Annotated in this window: 15 protein-coding genes; 9 read left to right on the top strand and 6 right to left on the bottom strand. The window is 62.3% G+C overall.

Going from position 1 to position 19,325, the window contains the following annotated elements:
* Positions 1 to 73: 73 nt before the first annotated feature.
* On the top strand, positions 74 to 1,396 hold the full coding sequence (locus tag K0B93_RS12455) for a Na+/H+ antiporter family protein (protein WP_219867514.1): 1,323 nt from the start codon (positions 74 to 76) through the stop codon (positions 1,394 to 1,396).
* Between the two features lie 246 nt (positions 1,397 to 1,642).
* Here the strand turns inward: K0B93_RS12455 and K0B93_RS12450 are convergent, their stop codons facing one another.
* Both K0B93_RS12450 and prlC read right to left on the bottom strand, forming a co-directional pair.
* Entirely contained in the window at positions 1,643 to 1,894 is a 252-nt protein-coding gene (locus K0B93_RS12450; protein WP_219867513.1) for a YheV family putative zinc ribbon protein, read from the bottom strand.
* 58 nt (positions 1,895 to 1,952) lie between these two features.
* Positions 1,953 to 3,998, bottom strand: coding sequence for an oligopeptidase A (gene prlC, locus K0B93_RS12445; protein ID WP_219867512.1), 2,046 nt, complete (start codon positions 3,996 to 3,998; stop codon positions 1,953 to 1,955).
* A gap of 115 nt (positions 3,999 to 4,113) precedes the next feature.
* Between prlC and K0B93_RS12440 the strand changes: the two genes are divergently transcribed.
* The 3 genes from K0B93_RS12440 to K0B93_RS12430 all read left to right on the top strand — a co-directional run bounded on the left by K0B93_RS12440 (position 4,114) and on the right by K0B93_RS12430 (position 6,933).
* Positions 4,114 to 4,650 (top strand): gamma carbonic anhydrase family protein, encoded by a 537-nt coding sequence (locus K0B93_RS12440; protein ID WP_219867511.1) that lies wholly within the window; start codon positions 4,114 to 4,116, stop codon positions 4,648 to 4,650.
* 61 nt (positions 4,651 to 4,711) lie between these two features.
* On the top strand, positions 4,712 to 6,292 hold the full coding sequence (locus tag K0B93_RS12435; RefSeq protein WP_219867510.1) for a sulfatase: 1,581 nt from the start codon (positions 4,712 to 4,714) through the stop codon (positions 6,290 to 6,292).
* A 188-nt stretch (positions 6,293 to 6,480) separates the two neighbouring features.
* Positions 6,481 to 6,933 (top strand): Hsp20/alpha crystallin family protein, encoded by a 453-nt coding sequence (locus K0B93_RS12430; protein WP_219867509.1) that lies wholly within the window; start codon positions 6,481 to 6,483, stop codon positions 6,931 to 6,933.
* A 30-nt stretch (positions 6,934 to 6,963) separates the two neighbouring features.
* Here the strand turns inward: K0B93_RS12430 and K0B93_RS12425 are convergent, their stop codons facing one another.
* Entirely contained in the window at positions 6,964 to 7,281 is a 318-nt protein-coding gene (locus K0B93_RS12425; RefSeq protein ID WP_219867508.1) for a PA4642 family protein, read from the bottom strand.
* Between the two features lie 245 nt (positions 7,282 to 7,526).
* Here K0B93_RS12425 and K0B93_RS12420 point away from each other — a divergent pair, with 245 nt between their 5' ends.
* The 3 genes from K0B93_RS12420 to K0B93_RS12410 are packed head-to-tail and all read left to right on the top strand — an operon-like array spanning position 7,527 to position 11,598.
* Positions 7,527 to 8,888 carry a glycine cleavage T C-terminal barrel domain-containing protein gene (locus K0B93_RS12420; protein ID WP_219867507.1) on the top strand — a complete coding sequence of 454 codons (1,362 nt, stop codon included), beginning with the start codon at positions 7,527 to 7,529 and terminating at the stop codon, positions 8,886 to 8,888.
* A 54-nt stretch (positions 8,889 to 8,942) separates the two neighbouring features.
* Positions 8,943 to 9,881 (top strand): methylenetetrahydrofolate reductase, encoded by a 939-nt coding sequence (locus tag K0B93_RS12415; RefSeq protein WP_219867506.1) that lies wholly within the window; start codon positions 8,943 to 8,945, stop codon positions 9,879 to 9,881.
* On the top strand, positions 9,862 to 11,598 hold the full coding sequence (locus K0B93_RS12410) for a formate--tetrahydrofolate ligase (protein WP_219867505.1): 1,737 nt from the start codon (positions 9,862 to 9,864) through the stop codon (positions 11,596 to 11,598). The genes K0B93_RS12415 and K0B93_RS12410 overlap by 20 nt, the downstream gene beginning before the upstream one ends.
* Here K0B93_RS12410 and K0B93_RS12405 read toward each other — a convergent pair.
* On the bottom strand, positions 11,590 to 12,696 hold the full coding sequence (locus K0B93_RS12405) for a GlxA family transcriptional regulator (protein WP_219867504.1): 1,107 nt from the start codon (positions 12,694 to 12,696) through the stop codon (positions 11,590 to 11,592). The two genes, K0B93_RS12410 and K0B93_RS12405, sit on opposite strands and share 9 nt — an antisense overlap.
* A gap of 138 nt (positions 12,697 to 12,834) precedes the next feature.
* On the bottom strand, positions 12,835 to 15,405 hold the full coding sequence (locus tag K0B93_RS12400; protein WP_219867503.1) for a GcvT family protein: 2,571 nt from the start codon (positions 15,403 to 15,405) through the stop codon (positions 12,835 to 12,837).
* 250 nt (positions 15,406 to 15,655) lie between these two features.
* Between K0B93_RS12400 and K0B93_RS12395 the strand changes: the two genes are divergently transcribed.
* Together K0B93_RS12395 and K0B93_RS12390 are read left to right on the top strand one after the other, a co-directional pair.
* Positions 15,656 to 17,362 (top strand): chloride channel protein, encoded by a 1,707-nt coding sequence (locus K0B93_RS12395; RefSeq protein ID WP_219867502.1) that lies wholly within the window; start codon positions 15,656 to 15,658, stop codon positions 17,360 to 17,362.
* Positions 17,349 to 18,458 carry an ABC transporter substrate-binding protein gene (locus tag K0B93_RS12390; RefSeq protein WP_219867501.1) on the top strand — a complete coding sequence of 370 codons (1,110 nt, stop codon included), beginning with the start codon at positions 17,349 to 17,351 and terminating at the stop codon, positions 18,456 to 18,458. The genes K0B93_RS12395 and K0B93_RS12390 overlap by 14 nt, the downstream gene beginning before the upstream one ends.
* Before the next feature lie 32 nt (positions 18,459 to 18,490).
* Here K0B93_RS12390 and K0B93_RS12385 read toward each other — a convergent pair whose 3' ends face one another.
* Positions 18,491 to 19,324 (bottom strand): flagellar motor protein MotB, encoded by an 834-nt coding sequence (locus K0B93_RS12385; RefSeq protein WP_219867500.1) that lies wholly within the window; start codon positions 19,322 to 19,324, stop codon positions 18,491 to 18,493.
* Between the last annotated feature and the right edge of the window lies 1 nt (position 19,325).

Raw genomic sequence — 19,325 nt, 5'->3', positions numbered from 1 at the left:
ATTAGCGCGCTTTTCGTGAACCCGGCCCTCACGAGGGGCCGGATAATCCAGCTATTCCTACCCGGAGTCTGCCATGAATGCCGTTGTTGCCGCGGTTGCCATCATGCTCGTCCTGAGTTTGTGCCGCATTCACGTTGTCGTCGCCCTGATCATCGGAGCCATTTCCGGTGGCCTGATCGCGGGCCTGTCTCTGGAAGCCACCATCGAGGCCTTCAATAACGGTCTGGGTGGCGGCGCCACCGTGGCCCTGTCGTACGCCACCCTCGGTGCCTTCGCCGTCGCCATCGGCAAATCCGGCCTGGCCCATGCCCTGGCGGACAGGGCGCTGGCATTGGTGGGCCGCCAGGAGGACGGCGCTGCGGTTACCGGCGTCCGGTTCCTGATCATCGGCCTGCTGCTGGCCATTGCCATCTCCTCCCAGAACATCCTGCCGATCCACATCGCGTTCATCCCGCTGGTCGTCCCGCCGTTGCTGTACGTGATGGCAAAGCTGAATATGGACCGGCGTCTGGTGGCCTGTGTACTGACCTTTGGCCTGATCACGCCATACATGTTCCTGCCAATCGGCTTCGGCGGTATCTACCTGAACGAAATCCTGCTGGCGAACGTGGCCGAGAACGGCGTCGATGCCGCCGGCCTCAATGTCATGTCGGCCATGGCCCTGCCTGCCCTGGGCATGCTCTGCGGCCTTCTGGTTGCGGTGTTCTTCAGTTACCGTGGCGAACGCCGTTACAACATGGACGCCATCGCCCGCACCGAGCGGGTAGACGTGCAGTACAGCCCCCGGACCCTGATCATGGCGTTGATTGCGATCGTTACCGCATTCGTGGTGCAGCTCTGGCTGGGGTCAATGATCCTCGGCGCCCTGGCCGGCTTCGTACTGTTCAACCTGTCCGGCGTGGTGAAGTGGAAAGAAGCGGATGACCTGTTCACCGAAGGCATGAAAATGCTGGCCATGATCGGTTTCATCATGATTGCCGCCTCCGGCTTTGCCGAGGTAATGCGGGAAACCGGCGAGATTGCCACCCTGGTTCAGAGTTCGGTCGCCACCATCGGCGAGAACAAGCCGCTGGCGGCCCTGCTGATGCTGGTCGTCGGCCTGCTGATCACCATGGGCATTGGTTCGTCCTTCTCCACCATCCCGATCATCGCCGCGCTATACGTGCCGCTGGCCCTGCAGATGGGCTTCAGCCCGCTGGCCATCGTAGCCCTGGTGGGCACTGCCGGCGCTCTGGGTGATGCCGGTTCCCCGGCCTCGGATTCCACCCTCGGCCCCACGGCCGGCCTGAACGTCGACGGCCAGCACAACCACATCTGGGATACGGTGGTACCGACCTTCCTGCACTATAACCTGCCGTTGCTTGGCTTTGGGTGGTTGGCGGCTATGGTCCTCTAGCTATCGGAGCTGGCCTTCGGGACCTAGCCTGCTGATTTGGCGGGCTGCGGGGTCGCGGGGGTACTTTTCTGCCAGGATCCAAAAGGCCATAGAGCTGCAACGCTCTGAAGAGTTCTGACGTGAGGGGGTAGGGGGATTTTTTACCGCCAGAAAAGGATGTCTGAGCGCAGCGAGTTCCATTTCCAAGGGAAAACATTCCCCTGCTCCCTCGCAGCCCCCAGAACCATCAGGCCAGGCGAACAAAACTCAGTCGTCCTGACCAGCCTTGAAGAACACCACCTGCTTAACGGTGTGATCGTCCTCGTTACTGCGCTTGTTCACCCGCGTCTCCAGCTCGGGATTGGCCGACTGCTCGGTGTCGGACACCGCGTCGGTAAACCCGCAGGCCACGCATTCGCGCACCTGGTCCTCGTCATCGGTGGTAAACATCATGATCTTGTCCATCTCCGCACAGCGGGGACAGACAGCGCCGGCGATAAAGCGTTTCGGACTCGCCATAACTCAACTCCGCAATTGGGTACTCCGGCTGTCAATACGACCGCCGGAACACATTGGCTCAGGCGGCTTCGTCAGTGATGCCGGATTGTTTCAACAGGGCGTCCACTTGCGGCTCGCGGCCACGGAAGGCCTTGAACAGCTCCATTGGCTCCTGGGAGCCGCCCTTTTCCAGGATGTTCTGCAGGAATGCCTTACCGGTTTCCGGATCAAAGATGCCTTTCTCCTCGAACAGTGAGAAGGCATCGGCGGCCAGTACTTCCGCCCACTTGTAGCTGTAATAGCCGGCCGCGTAACCACCCGAAAAAATGTGCGAGAAGGAGTTCGGGAACCGGTTGAACGCCGGCGCCTCCACCACAGCGATTTCGTCCCGGACCTTGCGGTGCATGTCCAGCGGATTGGTGGGCGCCTCGTCGCTGAATTCCGCGTGCAGGCGAAAATCGAACAGCGAGAACTCGAGCTGGCGCACCATACCCATGCCGGACTGGAAATTCTTCGCCGCCAGCAACTTCTGCAGCAGATCCTCGGGCAGCGGCTCGCCGGTCTCGTGATGAGAGGCAATCAGCGCCAGGGACTCCGGGTTCCAGCACCAGTTCTCAAGGAACTGACTGGGCAGCTCGACCGCGTCCCAGGCCACCCCGTTGATGCCGGACACGTCCAGAACGTCCACCTGGGTCAGCATGTGGTGCAGGCCGTGACCGAATTCGTGGAACAGGGTCGTGACTTCGTCGTGGGTCAGCAGCGACGGCTTGCCGTTCACCGGGGGCGTGAAGTTACAGGTCAGGAAAGCCACCGGCAGCTGGAGCGTGCCGCGCAGGTTACGCCAGCGGACCCGGCAGTCGGCCATCCAGGCGCCACCGCGCTTGCCCTGACGGGCGAACAGGTCGAGGTAGAACCAGGCCAGGGGCTCGCCGTTTCGGCTGATGCAGTAGGCGGTGGCATCCTCGTGCCAGGTCTCTACTTCCGGCTTGGCCTCGATCTGGACGTCGAACAGTTTCTCAGCAACCCGGAACAGGCCGGGCACGACTTTGTCCACTGGGAACCAGGGCCGCAGGGTCTCGGGCGAGATGTCGTAACGCTGCTGACGGAGCTTTTCGCTGTAGTAGCCGACATCCCAGGCCTGCAGATCCTCAATGCCGTATTCGTCCCTGGCAAACGCCTTGAGTTCGGCAAATTCCTTCTCCGCCACCGGCTTGGACTTGTCCGCCAGCTGGTTCAGGAACTCGAGTACTTCGTCAGTGCTGCGTGCCATCTTGGTGGCCAGGGAACGCTCGGCGTAGTTGTTGAAGCCCAACAGCTGGGCGAGGGCATGGCGACGCTTGAGAATCTCAGCCATCAGCGGCGTGTTATCCCAGGTACCGGCATCCGGGCCCTGATCGGAGGCTCGGGTGACAAAGGCCTCGTACACTTCCCGGCGCAGGTCGCGGTTGTCGCAATAGGTCATGACCGGGTAGAAGCTCGGGAAATCGAGGGTGATCACATAGCCATCCAGCTCTTTCTGTCGGGCCGCCTGCCTGGCACCCTCGATGGCGGTCTCCGGCACACCCGCCAGCTCGTCGACGTCGGTGATGTGCTTGTACCAATGCTGGGTGGCGTCCAGCACGTTATCGCTGAAGCGATTGGACATTTCCGCCAGCTCCCGGGACAGGGCGGCGTAGCGCTGCTTCTGTTCCTCGGGCAGGTCCACACCACCAAGGTGGAAATCCCGCAGGGTGTTATCCACGGACTTACGCTGGGCCTCGCTCAAGTCCTTGAAATCATCCCGCGCGGCCAGTTTCTTGTAGGCCTCGCACAGAGCGGCGTTCTGACTGACTTCGGTGCTGTACTCGGTCAGCTTCTCCAGGCAGTTCTTGTAGACCTTGCGCAGGTCGTCGTTGTTCATCACCCCGTTGAGGTGGGAGATCACCGACCAGGCATTGCTGAGATAGTCTTCCATCGCCTGCATGGGCTGGGCGAGGGTCTCCCAGGTGGGATCGTCCTGCTGCGCCAATGTCGCGATCTTCACGCGATTTTCGCTGAGAATCTGGTCAATGGCGGTTTCCATGTGTTCGGTGCGGACATGGTCGAACTTCGGGAGCAGATCGTTCGTCAGTAGCGGGTTATTCATAGGTCCCCTTCTCAGCTCTTAATTTGTCAGGTAGCGTCTTTATATTCCGGTTCGGGGCAGGGCCATTCCCACAGACACTCCGATCCTCCGGGTAATTCGCGTAAAGGTATATGTAATGACGAATGTACGCTCACACAAGGGCAAAGCACCACAATTTGGTGAACGCAGCTGGGTTGACCCCAGTGCCGTGGTCATCGGTGACGTGCAGACCGGCGACGACTGTTCGATCTGGCCGATGACGGTGGTGCGCGGCGACATGCACCGAATTCGCATCGGCGACCGCTGCAGCATACAGGACGGCTCCGTGCTGCACATCACCCACGCCAGTGACTACAACCCCGGCGGATACCCGCTCACCATCGGGGACGACGTCACCATTGGCCACAAGGCGCTGCTGCATGGCTGCACAGTGGGCAGCCGGGTGCTCGTGGGTATGGGCTGCATCATCATGGACGGCGCCGTCGTTGAAGACGAGGTCATCGTCGCCGCCGGTTGTCTGGTGCCTCCCGGCAAAACCCTGGAATCCGGCCACCTGTACGTTGGCTCGCCGTGCAAGAAAGCGCGGGCGCTGACCGAAAAGGAACAGGGGTTCTTCAAGTACACGGCGGCGAACTACGTGAAGCTCAAGGATGAATACCTCAACGACGTCTGAATCATTGGTCTGAAGGCCCTCCGGCGACGTATCGACGCTACGCGATTCTCTGGAGAACGCCATGACCACTGGCTCCGGTGTTACCCGGGCACGGCTGCGGACACTGTTCTGGTTCCTGATCCTGAACACGCTCCTGCTGGTTCCGGCATTGGCCCTGCCCGGATCAATGCCCTGGCTGTCGGTTGAGGCCCTGGCGCTGTGGGGCTTGCTGTGCCTGGGACCGCGCCGGTGGCCGGGCCTTGGCAACGTCCTGACGCTCGTCTATAGCCTCCTGGCCCTGCTGGTTCTGGTTGATGTCCTGGTTCGCCAGAGTCTGGGTCGGGGACTGAATCTGTACCTGGAAGTTGGCCTGCTGGACGCCGCCTGGAACCTGCTGGATACCAACCTGGGGCCGGTAACCGCCGGACTGGCGCTTGCACTCCTGATAGGGCTGCTTGCTGCCGTGGGCCGGTTGTTCTCTATGAGTCTGGAACGCCTCCGTCAACAGGTCCCGGAAAGCCCGCTCAAGCCACTGCTGTTGGCCGCTACTCTGGCTCTGACCGGGGTCGCCACGCCCCTGATCGGGAGCCCGACGCTGGCGTTGATCGCCCATCAGGCCGAGCTTGTTACCGAGACCCATCAGGCCTTCGCAGCTTTCTCGGAACAGCTTCGCGACCAGCCCACCACCGAAGAAGCCCCGACGCCACTGCCCATGCTGGCCAACCGGGACGTGATTCTCGGCTTTCTGGAATCCTACGGCGTCAGCACCCTGACCGACAGCCGGTACCGGTCGGTGGTCGGACAACGGCTGGAAGCCATGTCCCGGGAACTGGCCGCCGCCGGGCTTACCGTTGCCACAGGCCGGCTGCAGTCGCCAATCCAGGGCGGGCAATCCTGGCTTGGTCACCTCTCCGTGCTCAGTGGCCATTGGATTCACAACCAGCTCACTTACGAGACCTTCCTGAGCAGCGGGCTCCCGACCCTGATCGACGACTTCCACGGCACCGGTCACCAGACCCTCGCGGTAATGCCCGCAATCACCCAGGCCTGGCCCGAGGGCCGACTGCTCCGGTACGGTCAAATCTACGCCCATGACGATCTGGATTACCAGGGCCCGCCATTTAACTGGGTAACCATGCCGGACCAGTACACCTGGCACCGGTTCCAGCAGCTGCGCGAGCAGGCCCCCGGGCCGCTGTTTGCCGAACTGGCGCTGATCAGCAGCCACGCGCCCTGGGTCCCGGTGCTTCCGGTGCTTGAGGACTGGGACGCCATCGGCAACGGGCGGGCGTTCGAACGCTGGCGGGACACCGGCGAGCCTCCCGTATCGCTGTGGCGGGATCCGGACCGGGTGCGCACCCAGTATGCCCGGGCAATTGACTACACGCTCGCCGTGGCGAGCGGCTTCGCGGCGAGGAATGTGGGGCAGAAAACGCTGATGATCCTGCTCGGCGATCACCAGCCAGCGCCATTGATTACCGGCGATAACGCCAGTCGGGATGTGGTTGTCCACGTCATCAGCGGCGATCCTGCCCTGGTGCAGCCCTTTCTATCCGGTGAACTGCCGGGATTCCGGCTCGGGACCCGGCCGGACCTGAAAACGGCGGGCGCGCCCATGAGCCGTTTCCGGCCGTTCCTGCACCGGTCTTTTGGCAGACATTGAAGGCGGCTTGATGCCGGTCAAAATTCGATCAACTCCTCCCTTGAAAACCCTTAGATCGCGCCTACATTCGGTAGTAGCAGATGTTCACGGATTACCACCTGGCTAACGCCACCGGTGTTAGACAGTTCCGCGAGCGAAGCTGAGAGGTAATTTGCAGATTCGTTTTCGTGAATGAGGAGGGTGTTCCCATGAGCAACGTAACTCGCTGGAATCCGGTCAGTGAATTTGAAGACCTGATGAACCGGTACAATCGAATGTTCGGCCTGGCCCGCACCAACGAGCGTGAAAGCAAAGATATGTTCAGCCGGAGCGACTGGTCGCCCGCCGTCGACATCAAGGAGACCCCGGAGGCGTTCACCATTGACGCCGAGTTACCGGGCATGTCCAAGGATGACGTCAAGGTGACGGTACAGGATGGCGTGCTGACCATTGAAGGCGAACGGAAACACGAGGAGGAATCCGGGGACAAGAAGCACCACCGTGTCGAGCGGTTCTACGGTAGCTTCCTGCGCCGGTTTACCTTGCCCGACAATGTCGATGAGAACAGTGTCAAAGCCAGTTTCAAGGATGGATTACTGAGCCTGACCCTGCAGAAGGCCGAACCGAAGGAACCCAAAGCCATCGAAGTGGACGTGCAGTAAGCTACGCGGTCGGACCAGCCGCGCCGGGACTCAGTTCCCGGCCGCGGCGGTTCGTTTTGCTCCAGCCTGTTCCAGGGCCCGCGCGTAATCCACGCTCCGACGATGCTCGGAGATGATGTCCAGAATGGTTTCGCCGTTTTCATTCACTGCGTTCAAATCCCGTCCGGCTTCCACAAAGAAGCCGATAAAGCGTTCGAAGTCCCCGGCACGCATGGCCTGATAGGCTTTCAGCAGAGCATTGAAGTCAGGGTTTTTCGCCGTATCGTAGGGTTCAATGGCGAGAAAGCTCTTTACGCGCTCGTCGCTCCACTCCTCACCAATCACTTTGGGCTTGTCAGGTCCGCTCATATTCGCTCTCTCAATTTCGGATGCTTGGGGTGACTGAGTTCGGGGTTACCGTGAGCCAGCCCCGGGCGCCCCAGTATAAGGATCTGAAACTGGGACAGTTATATGAATTGCGCATGAGATTCTTCGTCCCGGCTATAAGGCGTTGACGCTTTTGGTCGCTTCCATGTCGTAATGGTTCCACCTGCCGACGCCAAACCCCGTCACATTGAGGCTATCAGCAACACCCGCCAAAGGGGGACACAGACATGGCCGTCAAAATCGAACACGCACGCCAGGATAATCCACAACTGCGAGCCGGGGCCGCACGCCAGCCGGACTCGGTCGACCAGAGCAACCGCAAGGTACCGATCAATCTGCGCCAGTCCGGCCCGACGCCGGTGGAAATGCTGATTTCCACCCGGGTCCGCAAATCCCCGTACTGGCATCTCGCCTATGAGGCGGGCTGCTGGCGCGCCACCGTTTACAACCGGATGTACCATCCCCGGGGCTATGTTCGGCCCGAGCAGGGCGGCGCCATGCTCGAGTACGAATCCCTGGTCAATGACGTCACCCTCTGGAATGTGGCGGTCGAACGCCAGATCCAGGTCAAGGGTCCGGACGCCGAACGCTTTGTCAATTATGTGATTACCCGCGACGCCACCAAAATCAAACCAATGCGGGGCAAGTACGTCATCCTCTGCAACGAGGAGGGAGGCATTCTCAACGACCCGGTCCTGTTGCGGGTGGCAGAGGACGAGTTCTGGTTCTCCCTGTCCGACAGCGACCTGGAACTCTGGTTGCGCGGCGTTAACGTCGGCATGGGTTTCAACGTCAGCATTGCCGAGATTGATGTCTCCCCGCTGCAGATTCAGGGCCCGAAATCCGAAGCATTGATGGCCGACCTGTTTGGCGAGGCGGTCCGCGACATTCCCTATTATGGCCTGATGGCAGGCCGCCTGGCCGGGCACGATGTGATCGTTTCCCAGACCGGTTTCACCGGCGAGAAGGGTTACGAAATCTATCTCCCGGAGTCCACCACCTACGCCGAGGACATCTGGTACGCCGTGCTTGCCGCGGGCGAAGCCCACAATTTGCGGGTAATCGCCCCCGCCCACCATCGACGGATTGCCGCCGGCATTCTTTCCTGGGGTCAGGATCTCGATGCCGAGACCTTGCCCTTCCAGTGCAATCTGGCCTATCAGGTGCCCCGCAATAAAGACGCGGATTACATCGGCAAGCAACGGTTGGAGGAAGTGCGCGCCCAGCTGGAGGCCGGACATTCGCCCTTCACGCACACGCTGGTGGGTCTCCGGTTCGGAGGCGGCGCGGTCACCGATTATGCCAACGACTTCTGGCTGATCAGCGGGCCTGACGGAGGCAAACCCCAGGGGTACGTCACCTCACCCTGGTACTCGCCGGAGCTGGAAACCAACATCGCCCTGGCCTACGTACCCCTCGCCCTGCAGGCCGTCGGTACGCGACTCACCGTGCACCTGCCGGTGGAGTACGCCGCCATGGACGGGTCGACAGACGTCGAGGCCGAAGTGGTGGACGTGCCCTTCCGTCCCTCGGTCAATCCGAATGCCAGAGAACGCGCACGCGCCAAAGGCATTGACTTTGCCGACTGACAGCCGGGCTTTCCGGATGAACGGCAGCTGCCGGTTACCACAGGATGATGCGTTATGACTCTGGCAAACCAATCCGAGGCCGGAAGGGCCTCGAGAGACCGCGGCGCTGATGCCGACGAGTGCCTTCAGGGCCTGGTGCGCTCCGCGTCGATTGAAGCAACGCCACGGCAGATTTTTGCGGCCGAGGACCTGCCCCAGCTGTTGCCGGCCGGGACCCCGGTGTACGTGCCCTTTCTCCCGGGCGGGCAGTTTGATGACACCCTCGCGGCCTGTCGACGTCTGCTCGAGCAAGGTATGCAGGCCGTGCCCCACCTGCCGGCCCGGATGATGGAAAGCCAGGGGCAACTCGACGACTGGTTGGCGCAGTTGCAGGAAAGCGGCGTCGACCGCTTGCTGCTCATTGCCGGCGATCGGGATTCCGTTGCCGGCCCATTTCCGGACACCCTGGCGGTGCTCGAATCCCACGTACTGTCCCGGTTCCGTTTCCATGGCCTTGGGGTGGCTGCCCACCCTGAGGGCCATCCGCGGGCAGACCGGGCGGCACTGACCCGGGCCCTGCACATCAAGCAGGAATACGCCCGAACCACCGGCACCCGCCTGTGGGTGGTCACCCAGTTTACCTTCGATGCCCAGATCGTCATCGACTGGCTGCAGGGCCTGGGCGCATTGCTGGAACAGGTCCCGGTCTACATTGGGCTGGCGGGCCCGACACGCATGAAGACCCTGCTGAGCTATGCCGCCCAATGCGGCGTTGGCGCCTCGAGTCGCATGCTGCTGCGGCGTCCGGGCAGCGCCAGGCTGCTCCGGGCCTGGAGCCCGGACGAGATGGTGCAATCCCTGGTTCGGTATTGTCTGGACAACCCCGAGACCCTGCTCAAAGGGATACACCTGTTTCCCTTCGGGGGGCTGCGCCAGTCGGCGCAGTGGATTCAAGAACACAGACGGCCCCTTGAGGACCCGAGGAGACAGGCCAATGGCTTCCCGGTACAGTGAGCAAACCTCCGAAACCCCGGTGCTGGACACCCGCCCGCTGACACCGCCCCCGGACATCGAAATTGCCCGGTCGGTTCAGCCCCTGTCGATCCTGCTGTTGGCACAACAGCGTTTTGGGCTGCCGGCGGAGAGTCTGGTGCCTTTTGGCCACTACAAGGCCAAGCTGGACATGGCCTATGTCGACACCTCCGACAAGGCGCCCCGCGGCAAGCTGGTCCTGGTCACCGCGATGACCCCGACCCCGGCAGGCGAGGGCAAGACGACCACCAGCGTCGGCCTCAACGACGGTTTGAACCGTCTCGGCCTGAGCTCGTCGGTGTGCCTGCGCGAACCCTCTCTGGGGCCCTGCTTTGGCATGAAGGGCGGTGCAGCCGGCGGTGGCTGGGCCCAGGTCATTCCCATGGAGGATATCAACCTGCATTTCAATGGCGACTTCCACGCCATCACTACCGCCCATAACCTGCTGGCCTCGCTGATCGACAACCATATCCACTGGGGCAACGAAGCAAGGCTGGACCCACGACTGGTCAGCTGGCGCCGGGTCCTGGACCTGACCGACCGCTCGCTCCGGAACCTGGTCTGTGGACTCGGCGGTAAAGCCCACGGCGTGCCCCGGGAAACCGGGTTCGACATCACCGTATCCTCCGAGATCATGGCCATTCTCTGTCTGGCCGAAGGGCGCGCGGATTTGCGCCGGCGACTGAGCAATATGATTATCGGTCGGCGCGCCGATGACAGCCCGGTCACGGTCGGTGATCTCGGCATGGAGGGGGCGCTTTCGGTACTCTTGAAGGATGCCCTGCAACCGAACCTGGTCCAGAGCCTGGAGCACAACCCGGTGTTTATCCACGGCGGGCCCTTTGCCAACATTGCCCATGGCTGCAACTCGGTCACTGCCACCCGGGCAGCGCTGGCGCTAAACGACGTCGTGGTGACCGAGGCGGGGTTCGGGGCGGACCTGGGCGCCGAAAAATTCATCGACATCAAATGCCGGCATTCGGGCCTGCGGCCCGACGCCGCGGTCCTGGTGTGCACCATCCGGGCCCTGAAGATGCAAGGTGGTGCCAGCCGCAGCCGACTGTCAGCGCCGGGTCTGGCTGCGCTGCGCGCCGGCTCCGTCAATCTGGAGCGGCACATCCGGAACCTGCAGCTGTTCGGTCTGACCCCGGTCGTCTGCATCAACCGGTTCCCCGGGGATACCGAGGAGGAAACCGCACTCATCAAGACCATCTGCCAGCACCTGGGCGTGCGCGCCGTGTCCGGGGACCACTGGGCCTCCGGCGGCGATGGTGCCACGGAGCTGGCGCAGGCGGTGCTCGACCAGCTCAGTGCCGACGAACCGGGGGTCCGGCTTCTGTATGAGGACAGCCTGCCTCTGGCTGACAAGATCGAGACCATTGCCGAGAGCATCTATCATGCCGGCCGGGTCGAATACACCGCAGCGGCCAAGCGCCAGCTGCGGGAGTATGAAGCCATGGGCTACGGCCACCTGCCGGTCTGTATTGCCAAGACCCAGTACAGTTTTTCCGCCGATCCCACCTTGCTGGGGGCACCGTCCGGTCACACCCTGCCGGTCCGGGAGGTGCGACTGGCAGCCGGGGCCGGGTTCGTGGTGGCGGTGTGCGGTGACATCATGACCATGCCGGGACTGCCTCGCCGGCCCGCTGCCCTGGATATCGGGCTGGATGAGAATGGCCTGGTGGTCGGGCTAACGTGAGAGGACGTTCTTTGTAAGCATACCGTAGTTGGGTTCGGTACTGGCGCGCCGTAGCGCCTCCCGCGAGGAGGACGCCGGGGCCGGACTGGCGTCGGTCAGACCATCGGTGGCTGTGCCCGGTGGCCAGACGACCGTCCGCTCCTGCCGGGGTGCCCGTCCCATGGTTTTGCGATAGCAGCGGCTGAAATGGGTGGCCGAGACAAACCCACACATGGAGGCGATTTCGACGATTGAAAAGGACGTCTGTTTCAGGAGTCGACGGGCCCGCTCGAGTCGCACCCGCAGATAATACCGCGAGGGCGTGCAACCCAGGTGTTTCAGAAAGAGCCGCTCAAGCTGACGCCGGGAGGTACCGGCCAGGGCCGCCAGTTCCCCGAGGTCCAGCGGCTCCTCGATGTTAGCCTCCATCAGTTGTGCGACTTCCGCAAGCCGGGGTTGCGAGCTGGCGAGCCTCGGCAGCAACGGTAACGGCTGCCGCTCGGATTCCTCGCGCAACCGGTCACAAACGAACATATGCGATACCGCGTTGCTGAGTTCGCGGCCGTGGCGGCGTGCGAGAAAACTGAGCATCATGTGCATGGGGACGGTGCCGCCGGTGCAGGTCATTCGCTCCTCTTGAACGGTAAACAGCCGGTTGTTGGTTTGGACCCGGGGAAAGCGTTCCTGTATCGCCTCCAGGCATTCCCAGTGCGCGCTGCAGGCGTAGCCATCGAGCAGCCCGGCACTGGCCAGGACATAGGCCCCGGTGCAAACCGCCGCCAGCAGGACATGACGGCGCGCCTGCTGTCGCAGCCAGCGTACCTGGACCGGAGAAAAACTGTGGATGACGTCCACGCCGGCCACGACGATAACCAGATCAAACTGGTCATCGTCCCGAATCCCGGCATCGGGCATCACGACCATGCCGTCGCTGGCACGCACCATACCGCCATCGGCGGTCAGCAGCGTCCAGGAATAGAGTTCGGTGCCGGAGAGGGTGTTTGCCACGCGCAGGGGTTCGACGGCCGTGGCCAGCGCGATCAACGTGAAGTTGTCGATCAGCAGAAAGCCCACCCGATAGGGCGTCTGGGAGACACGAGAACCTTCGTTCGTGGGCACGGTACCTCCTCCATAGGTTGGAGGGCCTGGTTGCGGCCTGGGCCGGTCATGCGAACGGGACCGCTTGCCCCCTAACAATAGTTTCCATTTTTTGATCAGGCAACGTTGATAAGGTTCCGTTACCACGACGTTCCCGGATCAGGCTTGCACCCGCTCATTGTCCGGATCAAGCAGGGCACGATACCCCACCGCCTCCACCCGAATTGGATACTGTTCCTGGAAGTATTCCAGCGTCAATTCCCGACCTTCCTGGGCGTATTCGTCGGGCAAATAACCCAGCAGGATGTTCTTGCCCAGCGACGGTCCCCAGACAATGCTGGTGCTGTAGGAGCGCCGGCCACACTGGTCCACCAGCACCTCACCGGTCTGCGGATCCAGAATGGGCCACTGGCCCACCGGATAACGCAATACCCCCGCCGAGTCGCGATGTTCGGTCATGGTCATGGTGCAGAGGTAGGCCACTTGCCGGGACAGTTTACGCTGCTGTACGTAGGCCTCCTTGCCGAGGAAATCCGCATCCTTGACCTTGGGCCGGGCCAGCCCGGCCTCATAGAGGTTGTACTCCACTTCCAGGTCGACGTTCTGCAGGCGCAGACTCTTCTCCAGCCGACGGGAGTTGGCGTAGGTTTCGATCCCCACCGGGGTCACGCCCGCGTCGTACAGCAGGTCCCAGATCCTCAGGCCATAACTGAACGGGAAATAAAGTTCCCAGCCCAGCTCCCCGACGTAGGATATCCGGAACGCCCAGACCGGCACCCCCTGGACTTCCAGCTCCCGGGCGGTGGCAAAGGGGAAGCGCTCATGGGACAGCTCGTCCGGGTTACTGACCAATGCGGCGAGCGTCGCCCGGGCTTTGGGCCCCCAGAGGCCAAGGGTGGCCAGGTCATCGGTACGGTCGTCGATGCGGACATTGTCAAAGCCGTGTTTCCTGGCCATCCGCGTCATCCAGCAGTAGTCCCGATACCCGGTATCGCCGCCGCAGACCACCCGGTAGTCGTCGTCGCTCCGCCGGATGATGGTCAGGTCGGACCGAACGCCGCCCCGGGCATCCAGGAAGTGCGTGTACACACCCTTGCCATGGGGGGTATTGCCGCCCACCTTGGCCACGGACAGGAATTCCAGCAACGCTTCGGCATCTGCACCGGACACGTCGAAGATGGCAAAATGGGACAGGTTGACCATGCCCACCGATTCGCTCATCTCCAGCTGTTCGGCGTTCGACACATCCCAGAAATGCCGCGCATCCCACTCGTTCTCCCGCACTGGAACCTGGTCGCGGAACTTGTTCAGAAGCGTTGCCTCGTTGGCAGCGTAGCCGTGTGCGCGCTCCCAACCCGCCGCCTCCATGAAGTAGCCTCCGAGTTCCACCTCCCTGGGATAGAACGGACCGGTGCGCATCTTCCGGCCGGTCAGATAGGGTTCGCGCGGATGAACCGCCGGCGTGTATATCTTCTTGGCGGTTTCGTAGCAGCGGCTGTAAACGTAAGCAGGGGTTTTCTGTAACGGGTAATGCCGGGCAATGTCGACACTGTGCGGGTCCATCTCCGGCATACCGGTGGTCATCCAGTCCGCCAGCAGTTTGCCGGCCCCCGGACCGTCCTTGACCCAGACCGCTTCGCAGAACCACAGGTTTCGCACCTCCGGCGACTCCCCCATCAGCGAGCCGCCATCGGGCGTCACCGACAGCAGGCCATTGAACGAGTGTTTCTCTTCCCAGCCCAGTTCTCCAAGAATCGGCGTCATTTCGATGGCTTTCTCGTAGGCATCCATGACCTGATCCAGTGACAGGTCCCGCATGGAAGGGGACATCCGGGCTTCACCAGGTTCGGCAATGGCGCCGGGGTAGACCAGCCTGGGGTTCTCGGCCTCGTAGTATCCCCATTCGATGCGGCCACCCTCGGTGGTGGTCGGGTCACCGGTGTCGCGGACGTAAGCGGAATTGCCCTGGTCACGGAACAGGGGATAGACAATCTGCTTGCCGGTGCCGGTCAACGCCTCGTAGGGGCCGAAGAACAACAGCGGGTGCTCCAGCGGCATCAGCGGCAGTGCCGCCTTCGCGGTGTAGGCCATCAGCGGTCCCCAGATCCCCATGGCAAGTACTACATACTCGGTTTCGATGTAGCCCTTGTCGGTCTCGACACCGCGCACCCGGCCATCCTGCACGTCGATGCGTGTGGCCGGTGTGTAGGGAAAGGCCTGCAGCTTGCCGGTTGCCACCGCCTCTTCCACCAGGTCGCCGGCCACTTTCTGGGAGCGCGGCACCACCAGGCCGGCATCCGGATCCCACATGGCGCCCTGGATCTGGCTTTCCTCCAGCAGCGGAAACAGTTCCTTGGCCTGGCTCGGGGAGATCAGACTGACGTTGGTGCCAAAGGCCTTACCCGAGCCGACCTTGCGGCGCAACTCGTCCATCCGTTCGTCGTCATCCACCCGCGCCACCTCCATGCCACCGCATTTCACATAGTTGCCGCGTTGCTCGTAGAAGGCCTGGCTGTATTTCGTGGTGTAGATGTTCAGCTTGTCGTGGGAGGTGGTGAAGCAGAAATCCGAAGCGTGTGACGTCGAGCCGATGTCGGTGGGAATGGCCGACTTCTCCAGCCCAACGATGTCCTCCCAACCCTGTTCAATGAGGTGGTGGGCTACCGAGGAGCCGACAATACCGCCCTGGCCAATGATCACCACTTTCGCGCGTTTGGGTAATTGTGCCATCAGTCTCTCCCCTTTCCTCAAGCCCGTCCTCAATCCCAACCCGCGCACCCTGACCGAGCGCGCCGAACTTCATTTCAATGTGGCTCTGATTCGGCACCCGAAGTGATTCCAATACGACATCGAGCCGTCCAAAAACGGCACCAGTACCTGGGTCAGGGGGAAAGGCGGGGGCACAGGTTTCGGGCAAACCGTTGAGGGTATCGCGAAACCGGACTTTACTTGCTGTATGAACAGGGTCGGCGTTCAACAGATGGCGTACCAGATCGGTGTGGTGACAGTGATGGCCATTGCCGTGGGTACGGCTGGCTCGCTTGCGGCCATCGGCTTTGTCGAGGCGGTCCACTATCTCAATGATCGTCTGCTGATTTCACCCTACGCCCGGGTGCAGGCCGACAACCAACCCGGACTGGTGGCGGCCGCAACGCTGCTGGTGCCGGCCCTGGGCGGGCTTCTGGTCGGTCTGGTGGTGCAGTTTCTGATTCGGGAAAGGCGCGGCCTTGCGCCGCCCGACGCCATCCTCGCGGCCCAGACCCCCGGGCCCACGCCGGGCCTGGGCAGCGGCCTCGCCTCCACACTGGCGGCACTGATCTCCCTGGGCAGCGGGGCGTCGGTCGGCCAGTACGGGCCGCTGGTCTACCTGGGCGCCCTGTTCGGCAATCTCGCCGGCCGCTTGCGCCTCAATCTCAGGCACCAACGGTCGATTGCCATCGCCTGTGGCGTGGCGGCGGCGATCTCCACCGCGTTCAACGCCCCGATCGCCGGACTGGTCTTTGCCCACGAGGTCATCCTGCGGCACTACTCGTTGCGGGCCTTTGCCCCGGTTACGGTGGCAGCGGCCACCGGCTACATCATCGCCAACGTGATTTTCGACCGCCCGGTCCTGTTCCTGGTGGATTTCACCCGTGTTGAACACAGTTACGAATTCCTGCTGTTTGCGCTGGAAGGCGTACTGTGCGCCGGTCTTGCGTGGTTATTCGTGGTGCTGCTGAAATACAGTACCCACGCCGGCCGGCGCTGCATAGCACTGCCCTGGGCGCGACCGGCGGTCGCCGGACTGGTGGTGGGTATCGTGGCGTTGTGGTTACCGGAGATCCTCGGGATCGGACAGGAAACCCTGCGCTTTGCCACCATCCGGGACGCCTTCGGAATCGGTGAGCTGGCTCTTATCGTGACCGCCAAGCTTGCCCTGACAGCGCTCTGCGTCGGGTTCGGCTTTGTCGGGGGTGTTTTCAGTCCCGCCCTGTTGATCGGCATCCTTTTCGGCGCCCTGTACGGTATGGTCCTGCCGCACCTGGTACCTGTGCCTTACTCCGGCCTGGTGGTCTACGCTATCTGCGGAATGATGGCGCTGGCCAGCTCAGTCATTGGCGCCCCACTGACCACCATCCTGATTGTTTTTGAGCTGACCCGTAACTACGATCTGACCATTGCCGCCATGGTGTCGGTGGTCTTCGCCAATGTCATTTCCTACCGGGCAATCGGCCGGTCCCTGTTTGACCTTGACCTCCGCGACCGGGGGTTCGATCTATCCCTGGGACGGGACAAGGCCATTCTGGGATCCCGCCTGATCCGGGATTACCTGTCCACCATCTATACCACCGCCCGCGGCAGCCACACCGTCGAGGCCGTGCGTAAGCGGCTGGTTGACGAGCACCGCGCCGAGGCAATGATCGTCGACGAAAAAGGCGTTCTTCGGGGCATCGTGCGGTTACAGGGCATTCTCGACAGCCCCGAGGGAACCCCCATTGATCAGCTGGCAATCAGGGCGTATACCCTGTTCGACGAGCACACCTCGGTCTGGCAGTCCATGGAACTGTTACGGGGCTTTCTGGGCGAGGCGGTGCCGCTGGTCTCCGAGGATGGAAAACTGCTGGGGGTGGTGCCCGAGGAAGCGGTGATCCGTGCCTACCTGGAGATCGTCCACGAGCTGCGGGAGGAGGAAAATGAAGCGGCCTGAGGGGCGAGTGTATCTGGTACTGGCAGCGTGGCTGCTGAGTCCGGGGTTTGCCGGATCCAACCCGACCGGGGAGCAGGAAGCCGAGGTACTCACCGTGGCGACCTGGGGCGGGGCCTATGAGGAGAGTCAGAGGCGGGCCTATTTCGAGCCCTTCACCGCGGCGACCGGTATTGCGATCAGGACAGTGCCTTACGACGGCGGCGTCAAGGATCTGGAAAACCATCTGGCGGCTGGAGACGTGCAGTGGGATGTGATCGACATGATCCAGTCCGACGCCAGCGTGGCCTGTGACCGTGGCCTGCTGGAGCCGATCGACCCCGGAATCATAGCGCCTGCGCCCGATGGCACGCCGCCGCAGGAGGATTTTATGGAGGGGGCGATCCAGCCCTGCTTCATCACCCAGATCGTATTTTCAACGGTCATTGCCTACAACGACCGGGCCTTTCCCGGGGAAAAACCGGACAGCGTCGAGGACTTCTTCGACCTGAAGGCCTTTCCGGGAAAACGGGCCCTGCGCCGATCACCGGTGGGGCTCTTTGAGTGGGCGCTGCTATCGCTGTCCGTGCCCCGGGAGCAACTCTACGACCTGCTGAGCACTCACCGGGGGCTGGAACTCGCATCCCGACGTCTGGACAGTATCCGGGACTCCATCCTCTGGTGGCGAAGTGGCGAGGAGCCGGCGGAGCTGCTGGCCAGTGGCCAAGCAACCATGGCAACGGGCTACAACGGCCGGTTTTTCCACGCCAGGGTGATGGAGGGCCTGCCCATTTCCGTGATCTGGGATGGACAGTTGATCGGCTTCAACAGTTGGGCCATTCCCCGGGGGACCGGTCAGGCCGAGCAGGCCCGGGCTTTTATCGGCTTTGCCACCCAAACCGAGCGAATGGCCGCACAGGCAAACCTGATCAGCTATGGGCCGACCCGGAAATCCGCCCAGAAACGAATCGGGCTGCACACCGATATGGGCGTGTCCATGCAGCCCCACATGCCGACCGCCCCGGCGCACATGGACAATGCGATCTTCCGGGACCACCACTGGTATTCGAAAACCCTCGAGCTGCGTGAACAGTGGTTCCAGAACTGGCTGGATCAGTGACGGCCGGCACCCACAATCACTAGGGCCAATCACTAGGGCAGAATTTCCACCGGTAGCTCGCCTGTCGCTGCCGATTCCTGGCACTCGGGGTCGCGGATGGCAATCTCCACCCTGCGGTTCAGGGCCCGGTTTTCCGGGGAATTGTTGGGCACCAGTGCGTTGGTTTCGGCCCGGCCGGCTGCCACCACCCGTTTCGCCGGCACCTGACGGTTCAGCACCAGCTCATGCACCACCGAGACGGCCCGGGCCGCCGACAGATCCCAATTGGACCGGAACCGACTGCTGGAAATGGGCCGGTCGTCGGTATAGCCGGACACAAAGACATTGCCCGTGCATTCGGCCAGCACATTCACCACCCGTTCGATGATCGGAATCATCTCCGGCTTGATATCGGCCTCGCCCGAACGGAAGGTCGCCTCCTCGGAAAACCGGATAACCACCTGCTGGTCGTCGTAGTTCACGCTCAACGCTTCCGAGGCCACCTCCGATTCCAGCTCGCGGATCAGACGACTGGCCAGGTCGATAACACCACCGGGTATCCTGGTCTCTTCCACCGAGTCGTCGCGTTCGTCGATGAACTCCGGTTGCCGGGCCTGCCTCTCGGCAGGTTCGGGCAGCGACACAGTGTCCGATTGGATCAGGGTGATCGGAGAGCCCCCGACATCCTGACCCACGACGTTGCTGGATCCCAGGGCCACGGCCATGGAGTTTGCCATGGCGCGGTACTTGTCCACGTCCATTTCAGCAAACGACAGCAACAGGATGAAGAAGGTCAGCAGCAGCGTCGCCAGATCGGCAAAGGTGACGATCCAGGCCGGCGTCGAGGTCTTCGGGCGGGTGCGGTTTTTGTGCTGAACAACTCCCAAG

This window comes from Marinobacter sp. F4218, from assembly GCF_019443085.1.
GTDB classification, from domain to species: domain Bacteria; phylum Pseudomonadota; class Gammaproteobacteria; order Pseudomonadales; family Oleiphilaceae; genus Marinobacter; species Marinobacter albus.
This window is presented reverse-complemented; position numbering and strand designations above follow the sequence as displayed.